This window comes from Paenibacillus naphthalenovorans, assembly GCF_900099895.1.
GTDB lineage: Bacteria > Bacillota > Bacilli > Paenibacillales > NBRC-103111 > Paenibacillus_G > Paenibacillus_G naphthalenovorans.
Map to the genome: position 1 here is coordinate 156586 of NZ_FNDY01000002.1, position 23184 is coordinate 179769.

At 51.6% G+C, this 23184-nt stretch carries 18 protein-coding genes; 2 read left to right on the forward strand and 16 right to left on the reverse strand.

What is annotated here, in order from left to right:
* Positions 1–4 precede the first annotated feature (4 nt).
* The 8 genes from BLT35_RS03270 to BLT35_RS03305 all read right to left on the reverse strand — a co-directional run bounded on the left by BLT35_RS03270 (position 5) and on the right by BLT35_RS03305 (position 8112).
* A complete protein-coding gene (locus BLT35_RS03270; protein ID WP_062410855.1) occupies positions 5–499 on the reverse strand; it encodes a YqeG family HAD IIIA-type phosphatase in 495 nt (164 codons plus the stop codon).
* 122 nt (positions 500–621) lie between these two features.
* Positions 622–2853, reverse strand: a complete 2232-nt coding sequence (locus tag BLT35_RS03275; RefSeq protein ID WP_249929606.1) for a transglutaminase TgpA family protein — start codon at positions 2851–2853, stop codon at positions 622–624.
* Positions 2850–4094, reverse strand: coding sequence for a DUF58 domain-containing protein (locus BLT35_RS03280; protein ID WP_175471917.1), 1245 nt, complete (start codon positions 4092–4094; stop codon positions 2850–2852). Before BLT35_RS03280 ends, BLT35_RS03275 begins: the two co-directional genes overlap by 4 nt.
* A 2-nt stretch (positions 4095–4096) precedes the next feature.
* A complete protein-coding gene (locus tag BLT35_RS03285; protein WP_054818528.1) occupies positions 4097–5056 on the reverse strand; it encodes an AAA family ATPase in 960 nt (319 codons plus the stop codon).
* A gap of 304 nt (positions 5057–5360) precedes the next feature.
* Complete coding sequence (gene spoVAE / locus BLT35_RS03290) at positions 5361–5726, reverse strand: stage V sporulation protein AE (protein ID WP_062410852.1); 366 nt, start codon at positions 5724–5726, stop codon at positions 5361–5363.
* 10 nt (positions 5727–5736) lie between these two features.
* Complete coding sequence (gene spoVAD / locus BLT35_RS03295; RefSeq protein ID WP_062407471.1) at positions 5737–6750, reverse strand: stage V sporulation protein AD; 1014 nt, start codon at positions 6748–6750, stop codon at positions 5737–5739.
* Entirely contained in the window at positions 6751–7230 is a 480-nt protein-coding gene (spoVAC, locus tag BLT35_RS03300) for a stage V sporulation protein AC (protein ID WP_062407469.1), read from the reverse strand.
* A 21-nt stretch (positions 7231–7251) separates the two neighbouring features.
* Positions 7252–8112: a DUF421 domain-containing protein gene (locus BLT35_RS03305; RefSeq protein WP_062407467.1), complete on the reverse strand. Its 861-nt coding sequence runs from the start codon at positions 8110–8112 to the stop codon at positions 7252–7254.
* Positions 8113–8250: 138 nt separating this feature from the next.
* Between BLT35_RS03305 and BLT35_RS03310 the strand changes: the two genes are divergently transcribed.
* Positions 8251–8457, forward strand: a complete 207-nt coding sequence (locus BLT35_RS03310) for a DUF1657 domain-containing protein (protein ID WP_054818526.1) — start codon at positions 8251–8253, stop codon at positions 8455–8457.
* Between the two features lie 370 nt (positions 8458–8827).
* Here BLT35_RS03310 and BLT35_RS03315 read toward each other — a convergent pair whose 3' ends face one another.
* From BLT35_RS03315 to BLT35_RS03340, 6 genes are all read right to left on the reverse strand, one after another.
* Complete coding sequence (locus BLT35_RS03315; RefSeq protein WP_235594251.1) at positions 8828–9355, reverse strand: L,D-transpeptidase; 528 nt, start codon at positions 9353–9355, stop codon at positions 8828–8830.
* Between the two features lie 184 nt (positions 9356–9539).
* Positions 9540–10961: an NAD-dependent malic enzyme gene (locus BLT35_RS03320; RefSeq protein WP_062407465.1), complete on the reverse strand. Its 1422-nt coding sequence runs from the start codon at positions 10959–10961 to the stop codon at positions 9540–9542.
* 249 nt (positions 10962–11210) lie between these two features.
* Positions 11211–12176, reverse strand: a complete 966-nt coding sequence (locus BLT35_RS03325; protein ID WP_062407463.1) for a carbohydrate kinase family protein — start codon at positions 12174–12176, stop codon at positions 11211–11213.
* A 234-nt stretch (positions 12177–12410) separates the two neighbouring features.
* Entirely contained in the window at positions 12411–14384 is a 1974-nt protein-coding gene (locus BLT35_RS03330) for a YjhG/YagF family D-xylonate dehydratase (protein WP_062407461.1), read from the reverse strand.
* A gap of 122 nt (positions 14385–14506) precedes the next feature.
* Positions 14507–15274: an IclR family transcriptional regulator gene (locus BLT35_RS03335; RefSeq protein ID WP_054820147.1), complete on the reverse strand. Its 768-nt coding sequence runs from the start codon at positions 15272–15274 to the stop codon at positions 14507–14509.
* Positions 15275–15690: 416 nt separating this feature from the next.
* Positions 15691–17796: an LTA synthase family protein gene (locus BLT35_RS03340; RefSeq protein WP_082660672.1), complete on the reverse strand. Its 2106-nt coding sequence runs from the start codon at positions 17794–17796 to the stop codon at positions 15691–15693.
* 190 nt (positions 17797–17986) lie between these two features.
* Here BLT35_RS03340 and BLT35_RS03345 point away from each other — a divergent pair, with 190 nt between their 5' ends.
* Positions 17987–19150 (forward strand): iron-containing alcohol dehydrogenase, encoded by a 1164-nt coding sequence (locus BLT35_RS03345; RefSeq protein ID WP_054820146.1) that lies wholly within the window; start codon positions 17987–17989, stop codon positions 19148–19150.
* Between the two features lie 102 nt (positions 19151–19252).
* On the opposite strand, the gene BLT35_RS03350 is transcribed toward BLT35_RS03345, so the two are convergent.
* Positions 19253–20653, reverse strand: a complete 1401-nt coding sequence (locus BLT35_RS03350) for an SLC13 family permease (protein WP_074726998.1) — start codon at positions 20651–20653, stop codon at positions 19253–19255.
* 89 nt (positions 20654–20742) lie between these two features.
* Positions 20743–23019 (reverse strand): helix-turn-helix domain-containing protein, encoded by a 2277-nt coding sequence (locus BLT35_RS03355; RefSeq protein WP_074726999.1) that lies wholly within the window; start codon positions 23017–23019, stop codon positions 20743–20745.
* Positions 23020–23184 lie beyond the last annotated feature (165 nt).

Here is a 23184-nt window from a genome sequence, read left to right on the forward strand (position 1 = left end):
TTCCCTACCTTTTCATGATCGTTAAAGCCGCTTTCTCGATTCGGCGGTTTACCTTCGTAAAAAACCCTTCGTCGCCCAGCGAAATCGGAACCACCAGAATGGTATACAAGCCCATCCGGTTGCCCCCCAGCACATCCGTCAGCATTTGATCGCCGATCACAACGACCTCTTCCGCCCTTAAATTCATCATCTGCAGCGCTTTTCGAAAGGATGCGCTCGAGGGCTTTTTGGCCCGGTAAATAAAAGGCAGAGATAACGGCTCCGCGAACTTGGTCACCCTCGTCCGCTGGTTGTTGGAGACGACGACCACCTGAAAGCCCACGTGCGCCACTACCTTGAGCCAATCGATCAGCTCCGGCGTAGCCAGCGGCGCCTTGGCCCCTACCAGCGTATTGTCCAAATCCGTAATGATGCCCCGATACCCCTGCTCCCATAATTCGTCGAGTTTTATTTCATAAATCGAATTCACTTGTTTGCGTGGAATCAGCTTTTTCAGCAAAGCGTTCACCTCGAAAGACATTAGGCTGTATACGTCAAACTATACCATAATACTCCTTTTTGTTGCAAAAAGGAATACCCTCAAAGGCCGGCAGCCCGAAGCCGTCCAGCCTTTGATTCAAGCTACATCTGAGAACGAAGCTTTTCTACGATTTGCGTCGTTTGACGCCAATCCTCTTCGGTAATTTCCGCATTCCCGTATTTCGCTTTTTCAAAAACAGAAAGCACGGCATCCAGCTCCGATTTCATCCATCCGCTTTGCTTCGTCCAGCGCTGCATCGCTTCCCGAAGCGTTTCGTATTCCTCGCGCACGTAGCCGTTGCGTCGGAAAATACGGAGCAGCCGCTCACACTCCACAATGACTTTCTGCTTCATCAGCGAAGCTCTGCGCCTGCGCTCCCGCTCTCTCCACAGCTCGATGAGTTGAAATTTCCAAACCAGAAAAGCGGCAAGCAGTGCAGCCGCAGCAAGGATGCCTCCTGTGGCGACATGATGCGGCCCGACGACGGGCGTATTTTCTTCCGTCTCGGTTACGATGGGACCCGGAGCTTCGGAAACGTCGACTGCAGGATTGGCCTCCGCCGTCGCCGTTGGCAGAGCGAATCCGGCGGTCGGCTCAAACGGAATCCAGCCATAGCCGTTGAAGTAGACCTCCACCCAGGAGTGGGCATCCGAGTTCCGTACGGTATACACTCCGCCGGCATCGGTATTGGCCGAAACCTCGTCCGGGAACATGCCGAACAATTCCCCGTTCATTTCCGCCGCACCGGAAGCATAGCCCTTCACCCAACGGGCCGGCAGGCCCACAGAACGGGCCATCACCACCATGGCAGTGGAATAATAGTCGCAATACCCCTCCCGGATTTCAAACAAGAAGCGGTCGACGAAGTCGCGGCTGCGGCCCTTGGACAAGTCGGGTCTGTTCGTATAAGGAAAATTCAACTGGAGATACTGCTCGATTCTCTTGGCTTTATCGTACGGATTCGCAGCCTCTCTGGTAATCTCGGCTGCCAGCGTGCGCACACGTTCGGGCAAATGGTCCGGCAGCTGCAAAAACTCATTCATCCCCTGCCGTACCGGTTCCATCGGCAGTGCGCGCAAAGCCGCCTCGTCGACTACCGGCATGTGGGACACCACCGTATACGTCTTCGGATAAGGCTGATGCTCGCCGTATCTCAGCTCCGACTGCCGGGCGGACCATTGCAGCGCTTCAAATCCGCTCTTCGCTCCGTTAATGCCGGTTACTTTTTGCACGGCATAGGCGCCAAAGAAAACGGGATACCGCTCATCTGTGAGCATGGTCACCGTTTGCGTCACCTCAACGGTTTTCCGATTTCCCGCCGGATACCTCGGATCGGCAGGAACGGGAGCGTCCGGGCGCACGTTATTCCAGGCTCCCCGGCGTTCGCCGTCGCTTTCCTCCCAGCCTCTCCCGGTGTAAAGCGAACGGGTTTCACCGCGCCAATAGGCCCTGTGCGTCGTTTCTACGGTCATGACCGGCGTGTAGTCAAATTGGAACCCTGCGCCGAGATTAGAGTCGTTGCGGCTGTAACCGGAAGAAGAATCCGTCGCGTCCACAACAGCAGATACCTGGATTCCCTTGCCGGTTGTAAAATTCATCGGCTCCCCTTTGAAATTGCGCCATGCCGTATAAGGATCCGTTAGCGTCGGACCTACCTCCGGCATCAGCGCCCCGATAAATATGGTCAGGGATACGAGTGAAACGACCGGAATCGCAATCGATGCCGGGTAGTCGGCCAGCTTCCGCCAAGCCGACGAATCCTTGCGCCGAAGCTGCATAAAGTGACATAAAATCAGCAGGAACAGCCCGCAAGCGACGACGACAGCCACCTGCGGCCATAAATAAATGGCCGAAAACGAATCGCGGATACACATCGCCAGAACCGTCAGAACCAGCAGAATATAAATCCGCCACTTTGCTTCCACCCACCAGATCGTGGTCAAATAAGCGACCCAGGCGCCAAGGGCGAACCATAAGTAAGGCGTAAGATCGTACAGGTTCAAAAACAGCTGGGAAGATAAAAAGCTGGAGAACGGCATGGGCTCGATCACCTCGTACCGTTCGAGCACCTGGATATTGATAACAATAATGGCACCGAGCTCCAACGCGCCGCGAAGAAGCCAATGGATAAGCGGAACATGCTCCATTATAAAAATGACGAGCAGCGTCAGCTGAACGATAACAACCGTCTCCTGCAGCCACAGGCCGTCTTCTTTGGAGAACCAGATCGTAAACTGAAGCAAAAACAAGCCGCACAACAGCACCGTAACCCGATGCGGCCAATCGTGAAACAACAAGCGCTTCCACCAGGCAAGCGGTTTTTCGTTCATCATCTCCCACCTCCCAACTGGAAAGGCAGCTCCGACAAATGCTGCACCGCATAACAAACGATGCCGCGGGACTTGAGCTGCTTGACCCAAGCTTCCCTGCGGGCGGCATCCGGGTTGACCCACAGATGGCAGGGTTTCATTTGCTGCTGCTTGAGCCAGACAAGCAGCTCAAGCATGCCATCCCCCGAAACCGGACTGATCAGCTTAATGAAGCTGCCCGGCGCAAGCATATGGATTTTCTCCATCAGCACCTGCCGCGCGCCGTATACTCCGTCCGCCTCCACATCAATGAGATGCTGCATTACGGCATGGTACTGCGCCTGCCCCGGTCTCGGTTCAAAATACTTATCGTCCGCCCCGCAGGAAATAAGCCCAAGAGCCAGGCCGCGATGAGCGCCGTACTGGAACATCGAGGCGGCCGCCGAAACCGCCAGCTCGAACGGATCGGGATCCTGATAAGACCGCAGACTGCGGTCCAGAAACAAATAGGTCTTGGGAAGCGATTCCCGCTCAAACTCCTTCGATTTCCAGGTTCCGGTCTTGGCGGTCGCATTCCAGTGAATCCGCGAGAGCCGGTCTCCGTAAATGTATTCGCGGACACCATTAATTTGTGTGGTTTCCCGCGCGGCACGTGTCGTCGAGGATTGGTGATTGGTTCCTTTAACCATCTGATGAAACTGCTGCCATTCCCGTATGGGCACGGTTTGCGGAAGAACAGAGATGCTTTGAGGCAGCTCAAGCTCTCCCTTATGCTTGAACAACCCAAACACGTCCTCGGTTACGCATTCCGTGGTCCCGAACACATAGTGCCCGCGGCGCATCGCCGGCGTTTTGTACTCCCATTGCGCGCGTCTTTTCCAATCGGGCACAACCGTCGCCTCAAACGTCAGCTCCCGGCCGCTTTTATGAACTAATCGATCCTTGACGAACAAGTAAGGCATCGGCCAAAATCCCGGGATTTGCAGCTGGATTGTCACTTCAAGGGTGCTGCCGGCTTCGATCGTCGTTCCGAATTCGTTGTGCTTCAGCGTCCGGATTCCTTTCGTGCGCTTGATCCCGCTCCACTGGCCGAGCAGCAAATAAACGCTGAGTATAAATATGATAACAAACAGCATCAAGGCCAGCTTTCCGCCCTGAAACAGCAAAAATCCCAGGCTGCCCAACAAAACCGAGAGCACGGCCCAGAGCTTGCGGCTGGACCCCGAGCGTCCCGCCAGCTTAAAAGCGAAAGAAGGTCTCAGCATATTCACTTCTCCAAACGTACCGGCACTTTCACCTGTTGAAACACCGATTGCAGCACCGACGATACGGTGACCCCTTCCATCCGTGCTTCCGCCTGCAGGATCATCCGGTGTCCAAGCACATAAGGCGCCAAAAATTTAATATCGTCCGGAAGGACGTAATCTCTTTGCTGAAGCAAAGCGAAGGCTTTGACCGCCTGCACCAGCGCCAGCGTCGCACGCGGGCTCGCTCCCAGATAGATGGACGGATGTTCGCGGGTCAGCCGGATAACGGATACCAGGTACCTTGCCACCGCTTCATCCAGATGAACCTGCTTCACTTGCTCTTGAATGGCCAAAATCTGCTCCACTTCCGCAACAGGCTCCAGAGCATCCAACGGGTGGGATATGCTTTGGGATACGATCATTTTCGTTTCCGTTTCCGCATCGGGATAGCCGAGACTGAATTTCATCATGAAACGGTCCAACTGGGCCTCCGGCAAAACATAAGTACCCTCGAAATCGATCGGATTCTGGGTTGCCAGCATCAGGAAGGGTTTTGGCAGATCATGGGACTCTCCATCCACCGTAATATGCCTCTCCTCCATCGCTTCCAGCAAGGCGGACTGCGTCTTGGTCGTTGCCCGGTTGATTTCATCGACAAGCAGGATGTTGGTCATGATCGGACCCGGACGGAACAAAAACACTTCCTCCTTGGGATGATAAATGGAAACGCCTGTAATATCGGTAGGAAGGAGGTCGGGGTTGCATTGAATGCGGCGATATTGGCCGCGGATCGATTTGGCGAGCGCTTTGATCAGCACGGTCTTGCCTGTGCCCGGCACATCCTCAAGCAGCACGTGGCCCCCTGCCAGCATCGCGGTTAAAAGCAGCTGAATTTCTTCTCTTTTTCCGAAAATGCAGGATTCCAAATTTGCCTGTATCCGCCTAATCGCCAGTATATCTTCTCTGATCATCGTCTCCATCGTCCGGCCTCCTTAATAAGTCTTAACTAAGCATGAATTAAATTTATTACGCAAATAAAGAGCCTAAGGTTCTACAAAATCGTGTCGATTTAACAAATGAAATCAAATTGTAATGCTATTGTAACAATTGTAACATGTGCACAAAATACAAGAGACTTACTTCCTATTGTACAGGAATCAGGAAGCGGAGTACACGTATAAAAATGATTTTGAATGATGGCAAAAAAGCCCCGAAAACCTCAGGGCCGGGCGTTGGCGCCGCGCGCTTCCAAGGTTCTCGGAGCTTCCGTCTCCGCTGCCGCCGTTATCCTTGCGGCTTGAATACGAGGGCGGCCAGGAATGAAAAAATGATGGCCGCAGAAATCCCCGCGCTGGTTACTTCAAAGATGCCCGTGATGATTCCGACTGCGCCATGCGTTTTCAATTCGCTCAGCGCTCCGTGCACAAGGGAATTGCCAAAGCTGGTAATCGGCACGGTAGCCCCGGCGCCGGCAAACTCGATAAAGCGTTCATACAAGCTTTTGTCGCCGATCTGAATGCCGTCCACGATGGCTCCGGCTACCACCAAAGTGGTCATGGTATGCGCCGGCGTCAGCTTCATGATATCCATCATCAATTGCCCCAGCACACAGATCGCCCCGCCGATGAGAAAAGCCCAGACAAACTGCATCCAATTCATGCTAATTCACCTCGCTTTCAATCGCTACCGCGTGTGCAATGCAGGGAATGCTCTCCCCCTGCTGAAACGAAAGCGGGGAGAGCAGCGCTCCCGTCGCAACGATCAGCACCCTTTTCAGTTCTCCCTTTTGGATCCGTTTCAAGACGTGACCGTAGGTTACGGTAGCCGAGCAGGCGCAGCCGCTCCCTCCCGCTTGGACGCTTTGCTTTTCCAAATCGTACATCATCAGACCGCAGTCGTAGTAACGGGTCTGCTTGATCGGCACCTTATGCTTTTCCAGTAATTCGCATGCAATTTCATAGCCTACACTCGCCAGGTCGCCTGTTAAAATCAAGTCATAATAGCCCGGCTCCCGTTTGAAATCACGGAAATGTGACTGCAGCGTATCGACGGCCGCCGGGGCCATCGCCGCACCCATATTAAAAGGGTCCTTGATCCCCATATCAATGACGCGCCCGATCGTAGCTCCTGTTACGACCGGTCCCTTGCCCCGGTTCCCCACAACCGCACAAGCCGCTCCCGTAACCGTATATTGGGCGGTGGGAGGCTTCTGCGAGCCGTATTCCGTAGGGTAACGAAATTGCTTTTCCGCGGTACTGTTGTGACTGCACGTTCCCGTTAACACTTGATAGCCATAGCCCGAATCCACGATCATGGAAGCCAAAGCCAATCCCTCCATCGAAGTAGAGCAAGCGCCGAAAATACCGAGATAAGGAATTTGCATCGTCCGCACGGCAAAACTGTTGCTGATGATTTGGTTCAACAAGTCGCCGCCGACATAAAATTGAATATGCTCCTTGGTCACCCCCGCATTCTCCAATGCAAGCTGGGCAGCTTCTTCCAGCATTTTTTTCTCGGCTTTTTCCCAACTGTCTTGTCCGAGCTTGGTATCGGCATGCACAATGTCGAATTCGTTTCCCAGCGGTCCGTTGCCTTCATCCGGCCCTACGATGGTCGCCGTTCCCATGATGACCGGACGCTTCTTGAACTCCCAGCTCTGATATCCCTTTAGCATTTAACGGCCCTCCATTCCAAGAATCAAGTGAATAAGGCCGATGACGAAGGCCGACACGGTTCCGAATACGATAACAGAGCCGGCCAGCTTGAACATGTTTCCGCCGACACCGAGCACGTAGCCTTCGCTTTTATGCTCCAAAGCCGCAGAACATATCGAGTTGGCAAAGCCCGTCACAGGAACGGCGGACCCGGCGCCCGCCCATTGGGCGATTTTATCGTATACCCCAAAGCATGTCAGCAAAACCGAAATGAAGATGAGCACGGCGGCCGTCGGGTTGCCAGCTGTTTTCTCTGTGAACCCGAACCACCGGATGAACACTTCCATTATTCCTTGGCCGATCAAGCATATAAAGCCTCCGACCGCAAAGGCCCTCAGGCAATTTTTCAGCACCGGCCGGGCCGGCTCCCGCTTTTTGGCAAGCTCTTGGTATTCCTGCTGCGTCCAGGTCAATTTCTTCATTTTCGATTTGGTGGTCATTTTCGCATCCCCCTTTTCTGTTCAGCGTTTCAATAACGGTTCGACCTGCCCGATAATGTCTTTTATTTTCTCCATACCTTGTTCATACATTCGTTTTGCCTCTTCGTTTGTCGTAGACAGCCCGAACAACGCCAGATCCGCTTCGCACTTTTTTAAAGTAGCCAGCAGCAGCGGCTTTTGATTCATTGGCGGAACCTTCAGCATATCGTCGTATAAATCAACATACAGCTGACCATACGAATCCACTTGTCCGACAAACACATTTTCCAAGGTAACGCCTATTTTCTCCAATTCCGTTTGAAGCCATTCCCGGCTGAGCCCTGCCGTAGCCAAAGGCTCGTCCCTGATTTTCCCGTCAATAATGACCGTCTGGCTTTCCCGCTGCGGCGCAACCCGAATGCCCAAATGCTGCGGAGTCAAAGGCTGTTGTTCCTGCTTTAACAAAACGCTGAGATCCCCGCTTGGCTCAAGAACGGCAAACTCCGCATCAGCCACGTTAAAGACACCTTTGATCCGCAGCTGCTCCAAAAGCTCATCGGCGGTATAACGTTCTTTTTTCAAATTGTCTTCCATAATTTTTCCATCCTTGATCATCACGGTTCCGGTGCCGTCGAACCATTTCCGCAGCAGGTTACTTTTTAAGGCAAGGATTTCGAGGATATAAGGAATGGAAAACCAGACTAAAAGTCCCATCACGCCGTACATAAAAGGCGATTCGAGATCAATGGACATAAATCCGATCAGTTCACCAAGCGCAATACCGAGTATGTATTCGAAGTAGGTTAACTGAGAAATTTGCTTTTTGCCAAGTATACGGGTGATTAAAAATAAAATCGTAATGGCTCCTGCCGAACGGATCGCGATATGCGCCCAATCATGCAATGGATTCTCTCCCTTTCCGGTGGTTAAAACGTAACGTTTCAATTATTTGCCGAAATCCCTTTTGTTATTAATAGGAGTTTTTTTACATTCATAAATCCTCAAGACTGAGCCATATTATTTTTTGTGGAGGTGATATCAATGACCGTTGCATCCCAAGTAAAGACGACGCTGGCATCCCTCAAGAGCGCGCAAGCAAGCCTTGAAAGCTTTGCGTTAGAGACGCAAAATCAGGAAGCCAAGACGCTGTTTGAAAATTGCGCCCAGCAAACACAAGCGATTGTGGATCAAGTCAGCTCACGCGTGCAGCAGCTTGAAAATGAAGAGCCGCAATATAAAGGATTCTAAAATCATACAGCCCGGTCCACCCTAAAGCGGATCGGGCTGTTTCTTCGTCAGAGCGTCTTCTCTTTCCGGTCAATACAGCAGCAAAAGGGTGATCACCAGCAGTAAAAAAAGCAAGATAATCAGCAGCACGGGCATGGACTGATCCATAGTTGACGCCCCCCGTCCGTGAAAAATTTTGGAGGTTACTCTATGGTATGCCTTGCGGCAGCAATTGCGACATCATTCGCCCATCGCTTTGGCTGAAGAAAATTTAACCCCGTCCTTTTAGGTAAAAAAAGAACCCCTTTCGGAGTCCCTTTTCAATGGTTGCCCGGTATGACCCGCTGATTTGCCCGTCGCAGCCCTACCTGACCTTTTACCGTTAAGCCTGCTACTCCCGAATAATCACCACGGTGCCCAGCGGAATATGTCTGAACAGCCATTCGACATCTCTGTTATGCATCCGAATACAACCCGAAGATGCGCTGCTGCCGATCGAATACGGCCGGTTGGTTCCATGAATACCATAGGTATAGCCGCCCGTTCCCGGCACATTAATCCCCATCCACCGGCTGCCGAGCGGATTGCGCGGATCGCCGCCAGGGATTCGCTTGCGCACGTACCATGGCTTGACGATCTTGGTGACAATATGAAAGCGCCCTGTAGGAGTGAGCTGCTTTGTCCGGCCGGTAGCGACAGGAAAGGAATACGCAACCCGTCCGTTCAGAACTACGGTCAACCGGTTCGAGGTCTTATTGATGATCAAATAGACGCCTTCTTCTGCCAATCCATCCGTTATTTCGATTTTGGTCTTGTCCGATTTCGGAGCCGCGGCCAGCGGCTGTGCCAAGAGGGAGGCCGACAAGGTCAGCAGGAATAGCATGAAACAGAGTTTGAAGCCGCACGCTATCTTTCTCAAGCTGCTCATCCTTACGTTTAAAATATAGTGCACGGGGTTCGTCTTATTATGCCTTATCCGAACCTGCCGCTATTCGCACGCACCGTTTTTTCTCCGAATCGACCGATGGGCAAGCAAAAAAACAAGCCGTCTTTGCGGCCAACCGCAAAGACGGCTTGTTTTACAACTTTGGAATGACGATGGATTATGCAAATTCATGCGGAACTTTGCGTGCTACCCCTGTATCCACTGCCGCCTGAATGACTTTTCTTCTGACAACCTCAACCACACGGTTATTGAACACGCTTGGGATAATATACTGCTCGTTCAGTTCGGCGTCCTCTACAATAGACGCAATCGCATAGGCGGCCGCCAGTTTCATTTCCTCGTTAATGATGGTAGCCTGGCAATCCAATGCACCTCTGAAAATCCCCGGGAAGCACAGCACATTATTCAACTGGTTCGGGTAATCGGATCTTCCCGTAGCCATGACGCGTACATATGGCTCCGCAATTTCCGGTAAAATCTCCGGAGTCGGATTGGCCATCGCAAAGACAATCGGGTCTTTGGCCATTTTTTTCAAATCGTCTACCGTAATCACGCCGGGACCGGACAAGCCGATAAATACATCCGCCCCCTGCATCGCGTCGGATAACGTTCCCGTCACATTGTCGGGATTCGTATTCTCCGCATACCATTGCAGCATGGGGTTTTCGTATGTAGCGTTGCGGTTGATAATACCTACGGATCTCGTCGCACCGACGATATGCTTGACTCCGGCCGCGATCAGCATTTTCGTGCAAGCCACGCCTGCCGCGCCGACTCCGCTGAACACCACTTTAATGTCAGAGATTTGCTTGTTCACAATTTTCAATGCGTTGATCAATCCCGCCAGCATCACCACGGCGGTTCCGTGCTGGTCATCATGAAAAACAGGAATATCCAGTTCTTTTTTTAATCTTTCTTCAATTTCAAAGCAGCGCGGCGAGGAAATGTCCTCCAGGTTAATGCCTCCGAACGCCGGTGCGATCGACTTCACAATCCTGATGATTTCTTCCGTATCCTTCGTATCCAAACAAATCGGAAAGGAATCGATATCCGCCATTTCTTTAAACAGCATCGCTTTACCTTCCATCACCGGCATCGCGGCAATCGGACCGATATCGCCCAACCCGAGTACAGCGGTACCATCGGAGACGACCGCCACCGTATTCCGCTTGATGGTTAACGAATAAGCTTTGGAAGGATCTTCATGAAGCGCCATGCATACACGGGCTACACCCGGTGTATATACATGGGACAGATCATCCCTGTTTTTAATCGGAACCTTCGAACGAACTTCAAGCTTTCCTCCCAAATGCATCAGGAAGGTACGGTCCGATATGTTGACGATTTTAATCCCCGGCACGTTGCGAACGTTTTCAATCAATTCAGCTTCGGTTTCTCTGTTTGAAACGGACACCGTGATATCTCTGATCGTTTTTTGTTTGCTTCGGTTCACAATATCTACGGCAACGATTTCGCCGCCTTTTTCATGAATTGCATTAGCGATTTGAATGAATGCTACGTTGGGTTCCAGCTCCATTCGCAAAATAATTGTATAACTTCCGCTTGTCTGACCACTCATTTTTCATTTCTCCTTTCGATATAGAAAATCCTAATGCAAACTATGAAATCAAAAATAGTTAAATTTATGCATTATTTCACAGTCTAATTACATAATGAATGTGTGTCAACGATATTTATATAAATGTTTTTTATAAATCTTTTTTTCATATGTGAAAAGTAGTTTTTCATTTGTGAAAGAAGTATCGAAAAAGCTCTGCCGCAAGCAAATCCCCGCGCATCATCGGTAAGCTCAGGGCCCTCCCGTCTCTTAACCGAACCGTTCCACCTCTTCCAGAGACGGCAGCGCGGCAATCGCCCCCACTTTCGTACAAACCATGGCTCCCACTTTATTGGAGAAGGCAATGATGCTCTTCCACGCTTCAAAGTTGTCGCACAAAGCATGCGGGTCCTTCGCGGACGCCAGCTGAAACAAGGTTGCGCCCACAAACGAGTCTCCGGCACCGGTGGAATCGACAGACTTGATGGCGACGCTCGGAATCACGGCGTGCTGCCCGGCGGCGGAAAGCAGCGTCCCTTCCTTCCCCAGCGTGACGGCAATGACGCGCGCCCCCCATTGATGCATGTCCCGCACGCCCTCCAGCCTATCTTCTTGCCCGGTAATCAGACGCAGCTCCTCGTCGCTCACCTTAACGAAATCGGCTTGTCCGATCCCTTTGCGCGAACGCTCGATGAATTCGGCTTCTCTTCCCTGCCACAGATTGGTCCGGAAATTCGGGTCGAAAGAGACGAATATTCCGCCTGTTTTGGCCTGATCGATCAGTGCAAAATAGGTTTCGAGGGATTCGCCGCCAAGCAGGGCTGTTGCCGAACCAAAATGCATCACACGCGCTTTGGATATGTACTCCAGATCCACATCGGCTATGGTCAGCCGCTCATCGGCGCCGCGGTAAAAGACAAAGTCCCGCTCCCCGTTCGCCTGCAAAGAAACGAAAGCCATGGTCGTTTTCACCGTATCGTCTTTGGAAATCATCCGCGTAACGACGCCGGCCTGATCGAGCACCTCGATCAGAAACCCGCCGAACGGATCGCTGCCTACTTTGCCGACAAACGCCGCATTTCCCCCCAGCTTGGCGACGGCCGCCGACACATTCGCAGGGGCTCCGCCGGCTTGCTTGACAAAATTAGCGCCTTTCTTTAAATCGACATCAATGTCTGTACAAAAAAAATCGATTAAAAGCTCTCCTACACAAACGACAAGACCGGCTTGAACCATGATCACAACTCCCCTGTTTTCATCAGAATCATCTTCAAAGCATCCATGCTTTAAACCTTTTAAGGCGAACCTTTGACCTCATGCTATCACGCCAACCCTATTTTTGTAAAACCTCTTTGCTCCCGATAAGCGCACCGGACACGAGTTGTGCCCTGAAGCTGAACAGCCGAGGGGTCAGGCCACCCTTCGGCTGTTTGCTTTAACGCTGTACATCGGCCAAGCACACCGCACGTTTTACCATCCAAGCGCTTTCTTGCCGGCTTCGAGCAGCGTGATAATGCGGTCCACATCATACACGCTGCCGCGCCACGTTCCGCCGCTGGCCCCTTGGAGCGCCGCCCACAAGCGGGTATCGTCCGGCAGACCGGGGTCAGGGGCGAGACCGGGATGAGGCGATCGCCGGGCCAGCACCTCGGCTCCTTCCTCGGGCGTATAGAAGGTGTCCCCTTCGCCGACAAAATGCAGGCTGCCCTGCAGCCGTTCGCGGTCAATCACGACTTCAATCCAGTCGCCGTCCCGCAGCTTGCCGATCGGCCCGCCCGCAAGCGCTTCCGGACCTACATGGCCGATACAGGCGCCGGTGGATACACCTGAGAATCGCGCATCCGTAATCAGCGTCACATGCTTTCCGAACGGCAGATGCTTCAACGCGGAAGTCAACTGGTACGTCTCTTCCATTCCCGAGCCGATCGGGCCGCGGCCGATCAGCACCATAATATCGCCGGCCACAATGCCTCCGGTCTTGATGGCCCGGATGGCATCCCGTTCAGCAGTAAACACCTTCGCCCGCCCTTTATGGCGATAAACGCCGCCGGGTCCCACAACCGTCGGATCGATGGAGGTCGATTTAATGACGGAGCCCTCCGGCGCGATATTTCCGGTCGGGAACGTGACGGTGGACGTCATTCCGTGGGCCCGTGCCTGCTCCGGACTCATGATGACCTCATCGGGCCGGATCCCGTCCAATTGCTGCAGCGCCTCGCGCACCTTTGCCCTCCGCTCTGAGGTCTCCCACCAATCGAGCACAGTCCCCAGCGTCTCGCCCGTTACGGTAAGAACCGATTCGTCGAGCAAGCCGAGCTTGCGCAGATGCAGCATGACCTCAGGCACCCCTCCTGCCAGAAACACCCTGACCGTCGGATGGTACACGGGACCGTTCGGCAGAACGCTGACCAACCTCGGCACATCGCGGTTGACACGGTCCCAATCCTGAACGGCAGGGATAGTGCAGCCGGCCGCATGAGCGATGGCCGGAATATGCAGCAGCAGGTTCGTGGAGCCGCCGAAGGCCGCGTGGACAACCATCGCATTGCGAATGGCCGCATCCGTGACGATGTCGCGTGTGCGCAGCCCCTTCGACTCCAGCGTCATGACGGCGCGGGCCGACTGGCGGGCGAGCTCGTGCCAGATCGGCTGACCGGACGGAGCAAGCGCCGCGTGCGGAACTGTCAGTCCGAGCGCTTCGGCGACGACTTGTGCCGTAGCGGCCGTACCCAGAAACTGACAGCCCCCGCCGGGCGTCGCACATGCCCGGCAGCCGAGGTCCGCCGCATCCTCCAGTGACAGTTCTCCATTCGAGTATCGCGCCCCGATCGTTTGGATTTTACCGGCATCCTCCCCGTTTGAAGGAGGCAGTGTCACTCCCCCGGGGACAATGATACATGGCAGCTCGCGCATGGCTGCAAGAGCCGTCAGCATCGCCGGCAGGCCCTTATCGCAGGTAGCGATGCCGATGACCGCTTTGCGTGTGGGAAGCGAACGGATCAATCTGCGGAAGACCATGGCCGCGTCATTGCGATAAGGCAGCGAGTCGAACATCCCCTCGGTGCCCTGACTTCTTCCGTCGCACGGATCGCTGACATACCCTGCGAACGGCACTCCGCCGATCTTCCGGATTTCATTGGCCGCATCCTGCATCAGCAGCCCTACTTCCCAATGGCCGGTATGGTACCCGAGCGCGATCGGACGGCCGTCCTCCGCACGAATCCCTCCCTGGGTGCTGAGCAGCAGCACCTGCTTGCCGTTCAGTTCGGACGGCTTCCAGCCCATCCCTACGTTTTGCGTCAGCCCGAACAGATTCCCGCTCGGCTCATGGAGCAGCATGTCCGGCGTCAGTGGAAGCGTACCTTGAGGGCCTTGTGCATGTGTATGAAGCCGGTATAATTGTTCGCCTTGAGTTCCCATGATAGATGTCAATAATTCACTCATGTCATTCTCTCCCTTTTGCCACCGGACTTTTACCCGGTTATTGTTTTATATTATAAAACTTGGTTTTATAATATAGCTAAAAAGAAACGGGTCAAGCTTATACAAGCTTGCCGCCCGCGTGTTCACCTGAGCATGACGCCGTATCCCATCCGCTCGGAAAGCTCTTCGACGGTCTGCAGCAGGAGCTTGACGTACTCCTCTTTATCCTCATCCGTCACTCTCGCTTTGAGCATCGATACGCTGATCGCCGCAATCACTTCCCCCGAATGGTCCCTGACCGCCGCGGCGATACAGAAAACCCCAGGCTCGTTCTCCTGATCATCCGTAGCATATCCCCGCTTTCTTACACGCTCCAGTTCCTGTAAAAAAGCCTCTTCGGTCCGGATTGTTTTCTCCGTGTGCTTTTGATATTCGTACCCTTTAAGAATGGAGCGGATCTGCTCCGGCGATTTAAAGGCAATAAGGGCTTTCCCTACGGCGCTGCAGTGCAGTGGAATGCGTCGGCCTATACGGGAATACCGTATGACGGCTTTATCGCCTTCCACCTTATCGATGTAAACGCCTTCTTTCCCGTCCAGAATAACCAGATGGGCGGTTTGCCCTGTCGTTTTGGAAAGCTTCTGCAAGAAAGGATTGGCCGCCTGCCGAATATCCAGGCTTTGGACCAGCCGGCTGCTTCGCTCCAGCAGCTTCATCCCTAACCGGTATTTGCCGTTATCCGGATTTTGTTCGATATAATGATATTCCTGTAATGTTTTTAACAAAGAATGAACCGTGCTTTTATGCAAGTCCATCCGGCTGCTGATTTCTGTGATCTTCAATTCTTTATGGTATTCGTCGAACAGATCCAGAATGCGCAGCGCTCTCTCGACCGACTGAATGATCGGCAAAGGATGGACACCCCCACTTCTTTGGAGTTGTAACTCAGGTTTATTCTACTATATCGGATGGAGCGTTCACCAGCAAGACTTATTTTTCAGTCCGCTCCGGAAACCGGGGCCGAAACGGGCCTGTCCTCCTCCTGCCGCGGTCTGCCCAATCGTGTACGGAAGGTATGCCAATGCCATGACAGCTTCTTCCCTCCGCTTTATGTTATTGTTTCACCGAATACCACCGTCTGTCAATAGATTAACGAAATGTCCGCGGCACGGCGGATCCGATTTTTTCAGCCAACGTTCAATTATAATCGCCGCTGGGTATTGTCCAAATTGAAAAAAGCCGACAGTTCCGAAGTCCGTTCCGGAAATATCGGCTTCCAGGCGCTTCTCGCGGAATGGAAGACTCCTGTTAGGTATTGAAGGTCTTTTTATGGCATATCCGCTGCTGTCATCCGGGTTTGAACATAAGCATTCGATTTGGCTACGATATGACCCTTGGAATCCTCGACCACAATCTCCAGCTTCCAGGGAAACTCCGCCTCCGTCTCCGGCTCGACAATAGCCGTCAATTCATGTTTATCGGTCCATGCTGTCTTCACCGGTTTATCATTGATATGCAAGATACTATTATGCGGCAGATCTCTGCCGGTGATTTTGACAATCCGTTCCCGGCCGGTTTCATTCACATGAACATGATCAATCTGCAGATCGCCAAAGCCTAAAACATAAGCCGGGTCTTTAATGGTGTTTTTCCAATCGCCATAGCCGTATTGTTTTCCGAACAGAATATCGTACTGCAGCTTTTCATATTCCTTTAACGCCTCCTCGTCGATTCCCATTTGCGGATAGTAATTTTTGGGAGGAATCACGGGAGTGTGCTGAGCGAGCCGATACAAATAATCGGTATAATAGCTGCCGGGTCTTTGCGCCAGCTTCAGCACATAAGGCCCCAGAAATGATGGACTCATATTTAACTGTTCCTTGTGCTCCGGCAAATAATTGTTCCATACAAGAACCGGAACACGATACATTTTGTCAAGAAAATTCGGGTCGTTCTCCTGCAAATAGCCGCAGTCTTTATACGCTTTGTAGTTATCCCCGAGACTTGGCAGATGATCGCCGAAGAAAACAATGATCGTCGGCTCTCCCTTTTGCTCATAGTGCGTCACCAAACGCTTAAGCATATCGTCCGCACCCAAGAGCCCTTGCGCATACGTTTCAATAAGACCCTTGGACTCTCCGGTCACTCCGGTCACCTGAATCGTATTTTCCTTGAACTTCCCGGGGGAATAGTGGTAATGGTTCTCCATCGTATTGGCAAAAACAAAATCGGGTCCCGGCGTCTCATCGCTTGATTGAATGATATATTTGGCCACAGCCCGGTCGGCTATATAAGGTCCCTCGTAATCCGGTTCAAAAAATTCCTGCGAAATATATTTGGAGAAGCCGAAATGGTTGTATACGTTCTTGCTGTTGTAAAACCAGCTGTGAAACGGGTTGATCGCCGTAGCTTCATACCCCTGACGCCTCAAAATGCTCGCAAGCGAATCGGTTGCTTTATGGATATATTGGTTATACGGAATCGAGCCCTGCGGCAAAAAGCGCATCGAATTGCCCGTCAGCACTTCAAATTCCACATTTGCGGTCCCGCCGCCATACTGTGGGGACAGCAGGGTGCCGCTTGTATACTTTTCGACTAACGAATGGTAGAACGGCAGAGGATCCCGACTAAACTTCAATCCCTCAACCCGGGTGATGTCCCAGAACGATTCGCTCAAAACGATAATAATATTAGGCTTGACGTCCCCCGCCTGCGTTACCGCAGGAGTGACGCCCGAGGCAATCGACCGAATGGAGGACTCATCGTACCCCTTCGGCGCTTTCAGGAAAAGATATTTTAAATTCATCATGGTCGTTAACAAAAAGCCGTTGGTTTTTACATTCAGCGTTTGGTCGTATGCGATATTTTTGATCTTTGCCAGCCTGGTTAACGAGAGCTCTCCGTCGTTATAGATAGAAACCAGCAGCAAGGCGGAAATCAGCCCCATCGCAACCCGCTGCTTTCTGCCTATCTGAAGCGCTGTCTTCGAAAGCTTGTAAAGCAGCAGAATGCTGATCACAAAGAATAGAATGAACCCGGACATGACCGTAAAACTCAGCAGACCGCCGAGATAGGGTGTCATATCTTTCGTTTCGCTGGCCAACAGCAAATCCCATGGCAAAAAAGGCACGCCCAAAATTTCCAGTTTAATTCCGCTGATCAGCCCGAAAGCTAAGCATAATGCGGCTATGAGCCAAAACGAAAGACGTATGCTGCCCGTGAGCGCCGTTAGAAATAGCAATAAGCCTAAAACAATCAAGGTATTGAGAAGCAGCTCCGGGACCGCATCGAAAGTCCATCCGAAGGCATCCAGCCATTGGCCGCGGCTTAATAGCTCTACCAAAAATACAATCCAAAGAGAACATAAAAGCAGGGGCAGACGGCGCACCGTAACAAGCCCGTATCGACGAAGTGAAAGTTGCAGTTCTCCCATGTTTTCCCCACTCTTTTGGAAATATTAATGTTTTGTAAATTCCATGCAATAGTATAGCACAATTTATTCTTTTTGGAGCTTGCTCCGGCTTAATTTTTTTGGTTGCGATGAAGTCATTTGGTATAATGGGGGGGAGCCAGGAAATGGTTTGATCCTGCTATCCAAAATTCTAATCAATCGGAGGAAACTTATGGATACGTTTATGTACTATAATCCGACCCGACTTTATTTCGGTAAAGATACAATGGAGCATCTCGGTACGCAAATCCCGCCCATCGGCAGGAAGATTCTGCTTGTTTACGGGGGAGGCAGCATCAAGAAAAACGGGGTTTACGATGAAGTCATGCGCCGGTTGAACGGTTTTGATGCTCACGTGCATGAATTAAGCGGCGTCGAACCAAATCCCCGATTGACCACTGTACAAAGAGGGATCGACCTCTGCCGAAAAGAAGGGATTGATTTCATTCTCGCCGTTGGCGGGGGCAGCGTCATCGATTGTGCTAAAGCCATTGCCATTGGCGCCAAGTTTAAAGGCGATGTATGGGATATTATTACACGCAAGGCGACGGCTGAAGAAGCCCTGCCTCTCGGTACGGTGCTTACTTTGGCGGCCACCGGATCGGAGATGAATTCGGGTTCCGTTATCACCAATTGGGAAACGCAGGAAAAGTACGGTTGGAGCAGTCCGCTGGTGTTCCCCAAATTCTCCATCCTCAATCCCGAGTTTACTTATACGGTGCCCAAAGACCAAACGGTTTACGGGATCGTCGATATCATGTCGCATGTGATAGAACAGTATTTCAACCATACCGGAAATACCCCGGTCCAGGACGGGTTTTGTGAAACCATTCTCCGTACCGTGATCGCCACAGCGCCCAAGCTGCTGGAAAATCTGAAGCAGTACGAACACCGCGAAACGATTCTGTACTGCGGGACGATGGCTTTAAACGGCACGCTTGCCATGGGAATCCGCGGTGACTGGGCTACCCATAACATTGAGCACGCCGTGAGCGCCGTCTACGACATTCCGCACGGCGGAGGATTGGCGATTCTTTTCCCTAACTGGATGGAACATGTGCTGGATGAAGGCGTCTCACGGTTCAAGCAATTCGCCGTTAATGTATTCGGGATTGATCCCCAGGGCAAGAGCGACCGCGAAACGGCTTTGGAAGGCATTCGGGCACTTCGTTCCTTCTGGTCCTCCATCGGCGCACCCAGTCGGCTGGCGGACTATGGCATCAACGCAGAGAAGTTGGAGCTGATGGCGGACAAAGCGATGGCCAGGGGCGTGTTCGGACACTTTAAATCCCTCGACCGTGAAGATGTCCTTGCGATTTACCGCAAATCGTTATAAAACAAACGAGAAGGCTGCTAACCGGCTTGGGCAAGTGCGGTGCAGCCTTCTTCTTTGATTGACTCCATTGGCTCGGGTGCCGAATCGCTTAAACTATCTGAATTATCCGGGATATACGCTCAGGCCGAGCAGCGGCCAATAGAAGAAAGCGGCAAGCATCGTAACCAGGAAAAGAAGCAGGGTGATCCAACTGCCGACGACCAGATAATCCTTCCCCGTGTAATAACCCATAGCAAAGGTAGTCATGCTGCCGGCAGATTGGGTCGGGATAAAATAACCGATGCTGCTGGCCGCTACGCAGAGCATCCCGAGCCAGAGCGGATTCAGTTCGCTTCCGGCGGCGAACGTCAATGCCACGGGAAGCAAGGAAGCCACCATGGCGGTATAGTTGGTAAATCCGATTCGAATAAGAATAAAGGCCGTCATCATGGCAGCGGCGAGAATGGCTGCCGGCAGATCCGCCAATAAGCTCGTGGCCAAACCGGAGGCCCATCTTACCACGCCGCTTTCATTGAGAGCATCCGCCAGCGCAAAGCCGGCGGCAAACAACAGCGGAACTCCCCAATCCACCTTGCCCATCGCTTCTTTCCAGGTTAATAATTGAATGCCTGGAATGAACAACAGCGTGACCACCAGAACGCCGGTCAGGGCTATCGGAAGATGGTGCAAACTGCCGGTCATCCAAAGAAGCGCAAGCAGCAGATAGAGTGCAATCAGTTTCTTCTCCGCTGCAGTCATAGGGCCGAGCTTCTCTTTTTCCTGTCTGAAAAACCGATCGCTCCCGGTCAATACGGCTGTTTCGGGCGGAAATAAATAAAGGAGCAGCATCCACATAGCGGCGAGAACAACGACGACAATCGGCATCATCAACAGCATCCAGTCTACATAACTCCACCGATGACCTAACATGGAGTCAAATAATCCTACGGCATAAATGGAGCCCCCGGCTCCCGTAAGCAGACCGATCGTGCTGACATAGGGTACGAAAGTGACGGTGAGGAGCACTAATTTCCCGAAATGGGCGCCACCTTGTTCTTTCATGGTTTCAATCATCCCTATGCTTACCGGCAAAAGCACAGTTAACCGGCCCAATGCGTTCGGCATGAAAAACGTAAGCAAAAATGCGATCACAATCAGGTACAAGATAATCGATTTGACGCTGCCTCCCGCCAACAGCAGCATATTATAGGCAAGACGCTTGTCTAAAGCATACTTCTCCACCGCCACTCCCATGATGAGCATGGATAAGATCAGCCATATTTCTTCTTCGCCCAGCGCCTGCGCAGCCTGTTCGAACGGCAGGATGCCCAGCAGCGAGACGAGAACGACGACCATCATACTGGTGACGGAGGCTGGAATGACGTTGGTTAACCAAAGGACGACCGCCAAGACCAGAATCGCTATAGCGCTCCAGCCCTCGCTGCCCATCGTTGAAGATTGCGGTAATACCGGCGACAACAATACAAACAGAAAACAAACCGCGACCGCTGCCTGTTTTAACATGATGTACCACCTCATCAAGTCATGCTGCAAATTTTATTTCATACGATACGTCTTAACATACGAGGCAAATCCGCATGCCGTGCCTGCGTCTACTTTAATTTGGAAAGGGTTTGCCGGTATTGTCCCGGCGTCATCCCCGTCAGCTTCCGGAATGTCCGGATAAAGCCGGTTGAATTCGTATAATTGAGACGGTCCGCGATTTCCGTAATCTTCAGATCGGTATGTTCTAACATCATTTTTGCCATCGTCATCCGGTAATCCGTCAAATATTCAATGAACGTAACGCCGATCTCCTTCTTGAACACCCGGCTTAAATACACCGGATGAAATTTGAGCGCCGCTGCGCACGACTCGAGCGATATATCCTCATCATATTGCTCATGAATCATTTGAACCATTTGATGTGCGGTATTAATATATTCTGAATCCGTACGTTTTTTAAAAAACGCAATGGTCGGCGGCAGCAGTTCCGTCTTAAACCATACCGACACCTCTTGCACCGTATTCAACTTCACGAATTGCGTTACGGCGGAATTGGAACCGATCAGTCCGTCCAGCCTCCCTCCTTCATTCCGAACCAATTGATAGATGCGTGCAACCAATTGAAGCATGAAAACCTGATAGTCGTTAAACTGGATGTCTCTCTCCGTGATCGAGGCCACATAATGATCAAAATGCTCCATCGCCGATTCGGCATCTCCGGATGTAAACGCATTCACGATGTAGTCTTCCAGATGATGTAATGGAGGAATCAGGCTTTTGACATCTCCATGCACCGGGACGAAATCGTCATAATGGAGAATGATATCGCTTCCAAGTCTAATTCTTCGTTTCAGCGCATCCAAGGCTTCGGAGTAAGCGTTCATTGCATCGGTGTACCGGAAAAACGAACGGCTGATCCCGATGCTTGTTTTAAGCTGCAGCAGCTCATGAACCTTCGATTTAATCTGTTCGGCCGTTTGATGAAAATACGCCTTGTTCTCAGCGGGCTCGTCCGTGTCCCCGGTCAACAGCGATACCTGAGACTGGTCGAAAAGCAAGGCGCCAACCAAACGATGGCCGGGCAGCAGTTCGCCTACGATATTATTGATCGCAAAAAGAAGCAGTTCCTTATCGCTTTCCATATATCGGGTTTCCTGCAGGGAATCGATTTGCAGCGCCAGCACCCCCAAAGCCTTCCCCTTGCCGGCGAAACCATAAGTCTCGCTTTTAAACAAAAATTCACTCTCCGTAATTTGCCCCATAAACAGCTTAAGCAAAAAAAACTCTTTCATCTGCGAAAGCTGCCCATGAAGCTGCTGCTGCAGCTGTTTTCGCGTACTGAATAAAGCATGGAACCGGTCCTCGATAAAAGCGAACTCATCTTTCTTCTTTGAATCGGCGGGTTCTCCTCCGATCTGTTCCATAATGACAAACAGTCTTCGGATAGGCGAATACATTCGCCGGCTCCCGTAAAAAGCAATGGCGGCGATCACGACAAAGATAACCAAACATACGTTTAACGTTAACATAGCAATTTTTTTGGACTCCCTGGTCATTCCCTCAATGGATACGACGGAAGCATATGTCCAATTATTATAGGGAGACACCTTATAGTTAACCGCCATAGCGTCTCCTTCAAAATAACCGCTGGCATCGGTCACGGTCCTCAGCTTCTCCATGACCACATCCTGTATAGGAACAGAACCCGGATTGGACAAAAAAGGAACCCGTTCGCGATTCAAAATATAAATATCTCCCAAGGTTTTGTCCTGTGCCAAATCTTGTTCCAGCTCGCTATGGGACATATCTATGAGCAGCAAGGCCTTGGGTGCCGTCGACGTGGCAATCATCGGCAGCTTGACGATCAGGCGAATCCGGTCCCCCTCCTTTTCTCGAACGCCGTTATCCTGCTTTCCTTGACCGGAACCGGAAGCAAGCCAAAACAAATTTTGCGGATGATCCGCATATTCATCCAGGACATTCCGGTCAGAAAATTCCTTGATCGTTGTAAAACCGAGTTTGCTGATCATCCAATCCATTTCCATATTCACCAGATAGGTGTCGGCTACCCCCGATAACGAATGCAGATTGTACAGACCTCTGCCCAGATTCGCTATCGTCTGAAAATCCTCAGGCGTCAAAGGATCGTGAATCGAATCCATCACCAGAGACGAATTTAAATATTGTACCGCCGCCATCTCTACATTTTTTAATACTTCCTCGATTCGCATTTGGTTTTGCAACAGGATTTGCGCATTGCCCTCATTGACCTTTCTTTCGATATCCTGAGAAGCGATGTGATAGGAAATCATCCCGATGGATACAACGGGTGCGGCTACCAACAACAACGTGAACAGAATCAATCGATAGAAGTACTTAGGCAATAGATAATCTCTCCTACCCTATGGAAAGTATCAAAATACAAGAAAACGGGGAAAGGATAAACAGCCCAACCAGATTTTTGATTATCATTATATCAGAAAGCATGTCTACCCGTGATAGAAAAGGGTTATCACACGTTAATTTCAATTTTATAAGCGTTTTCAACC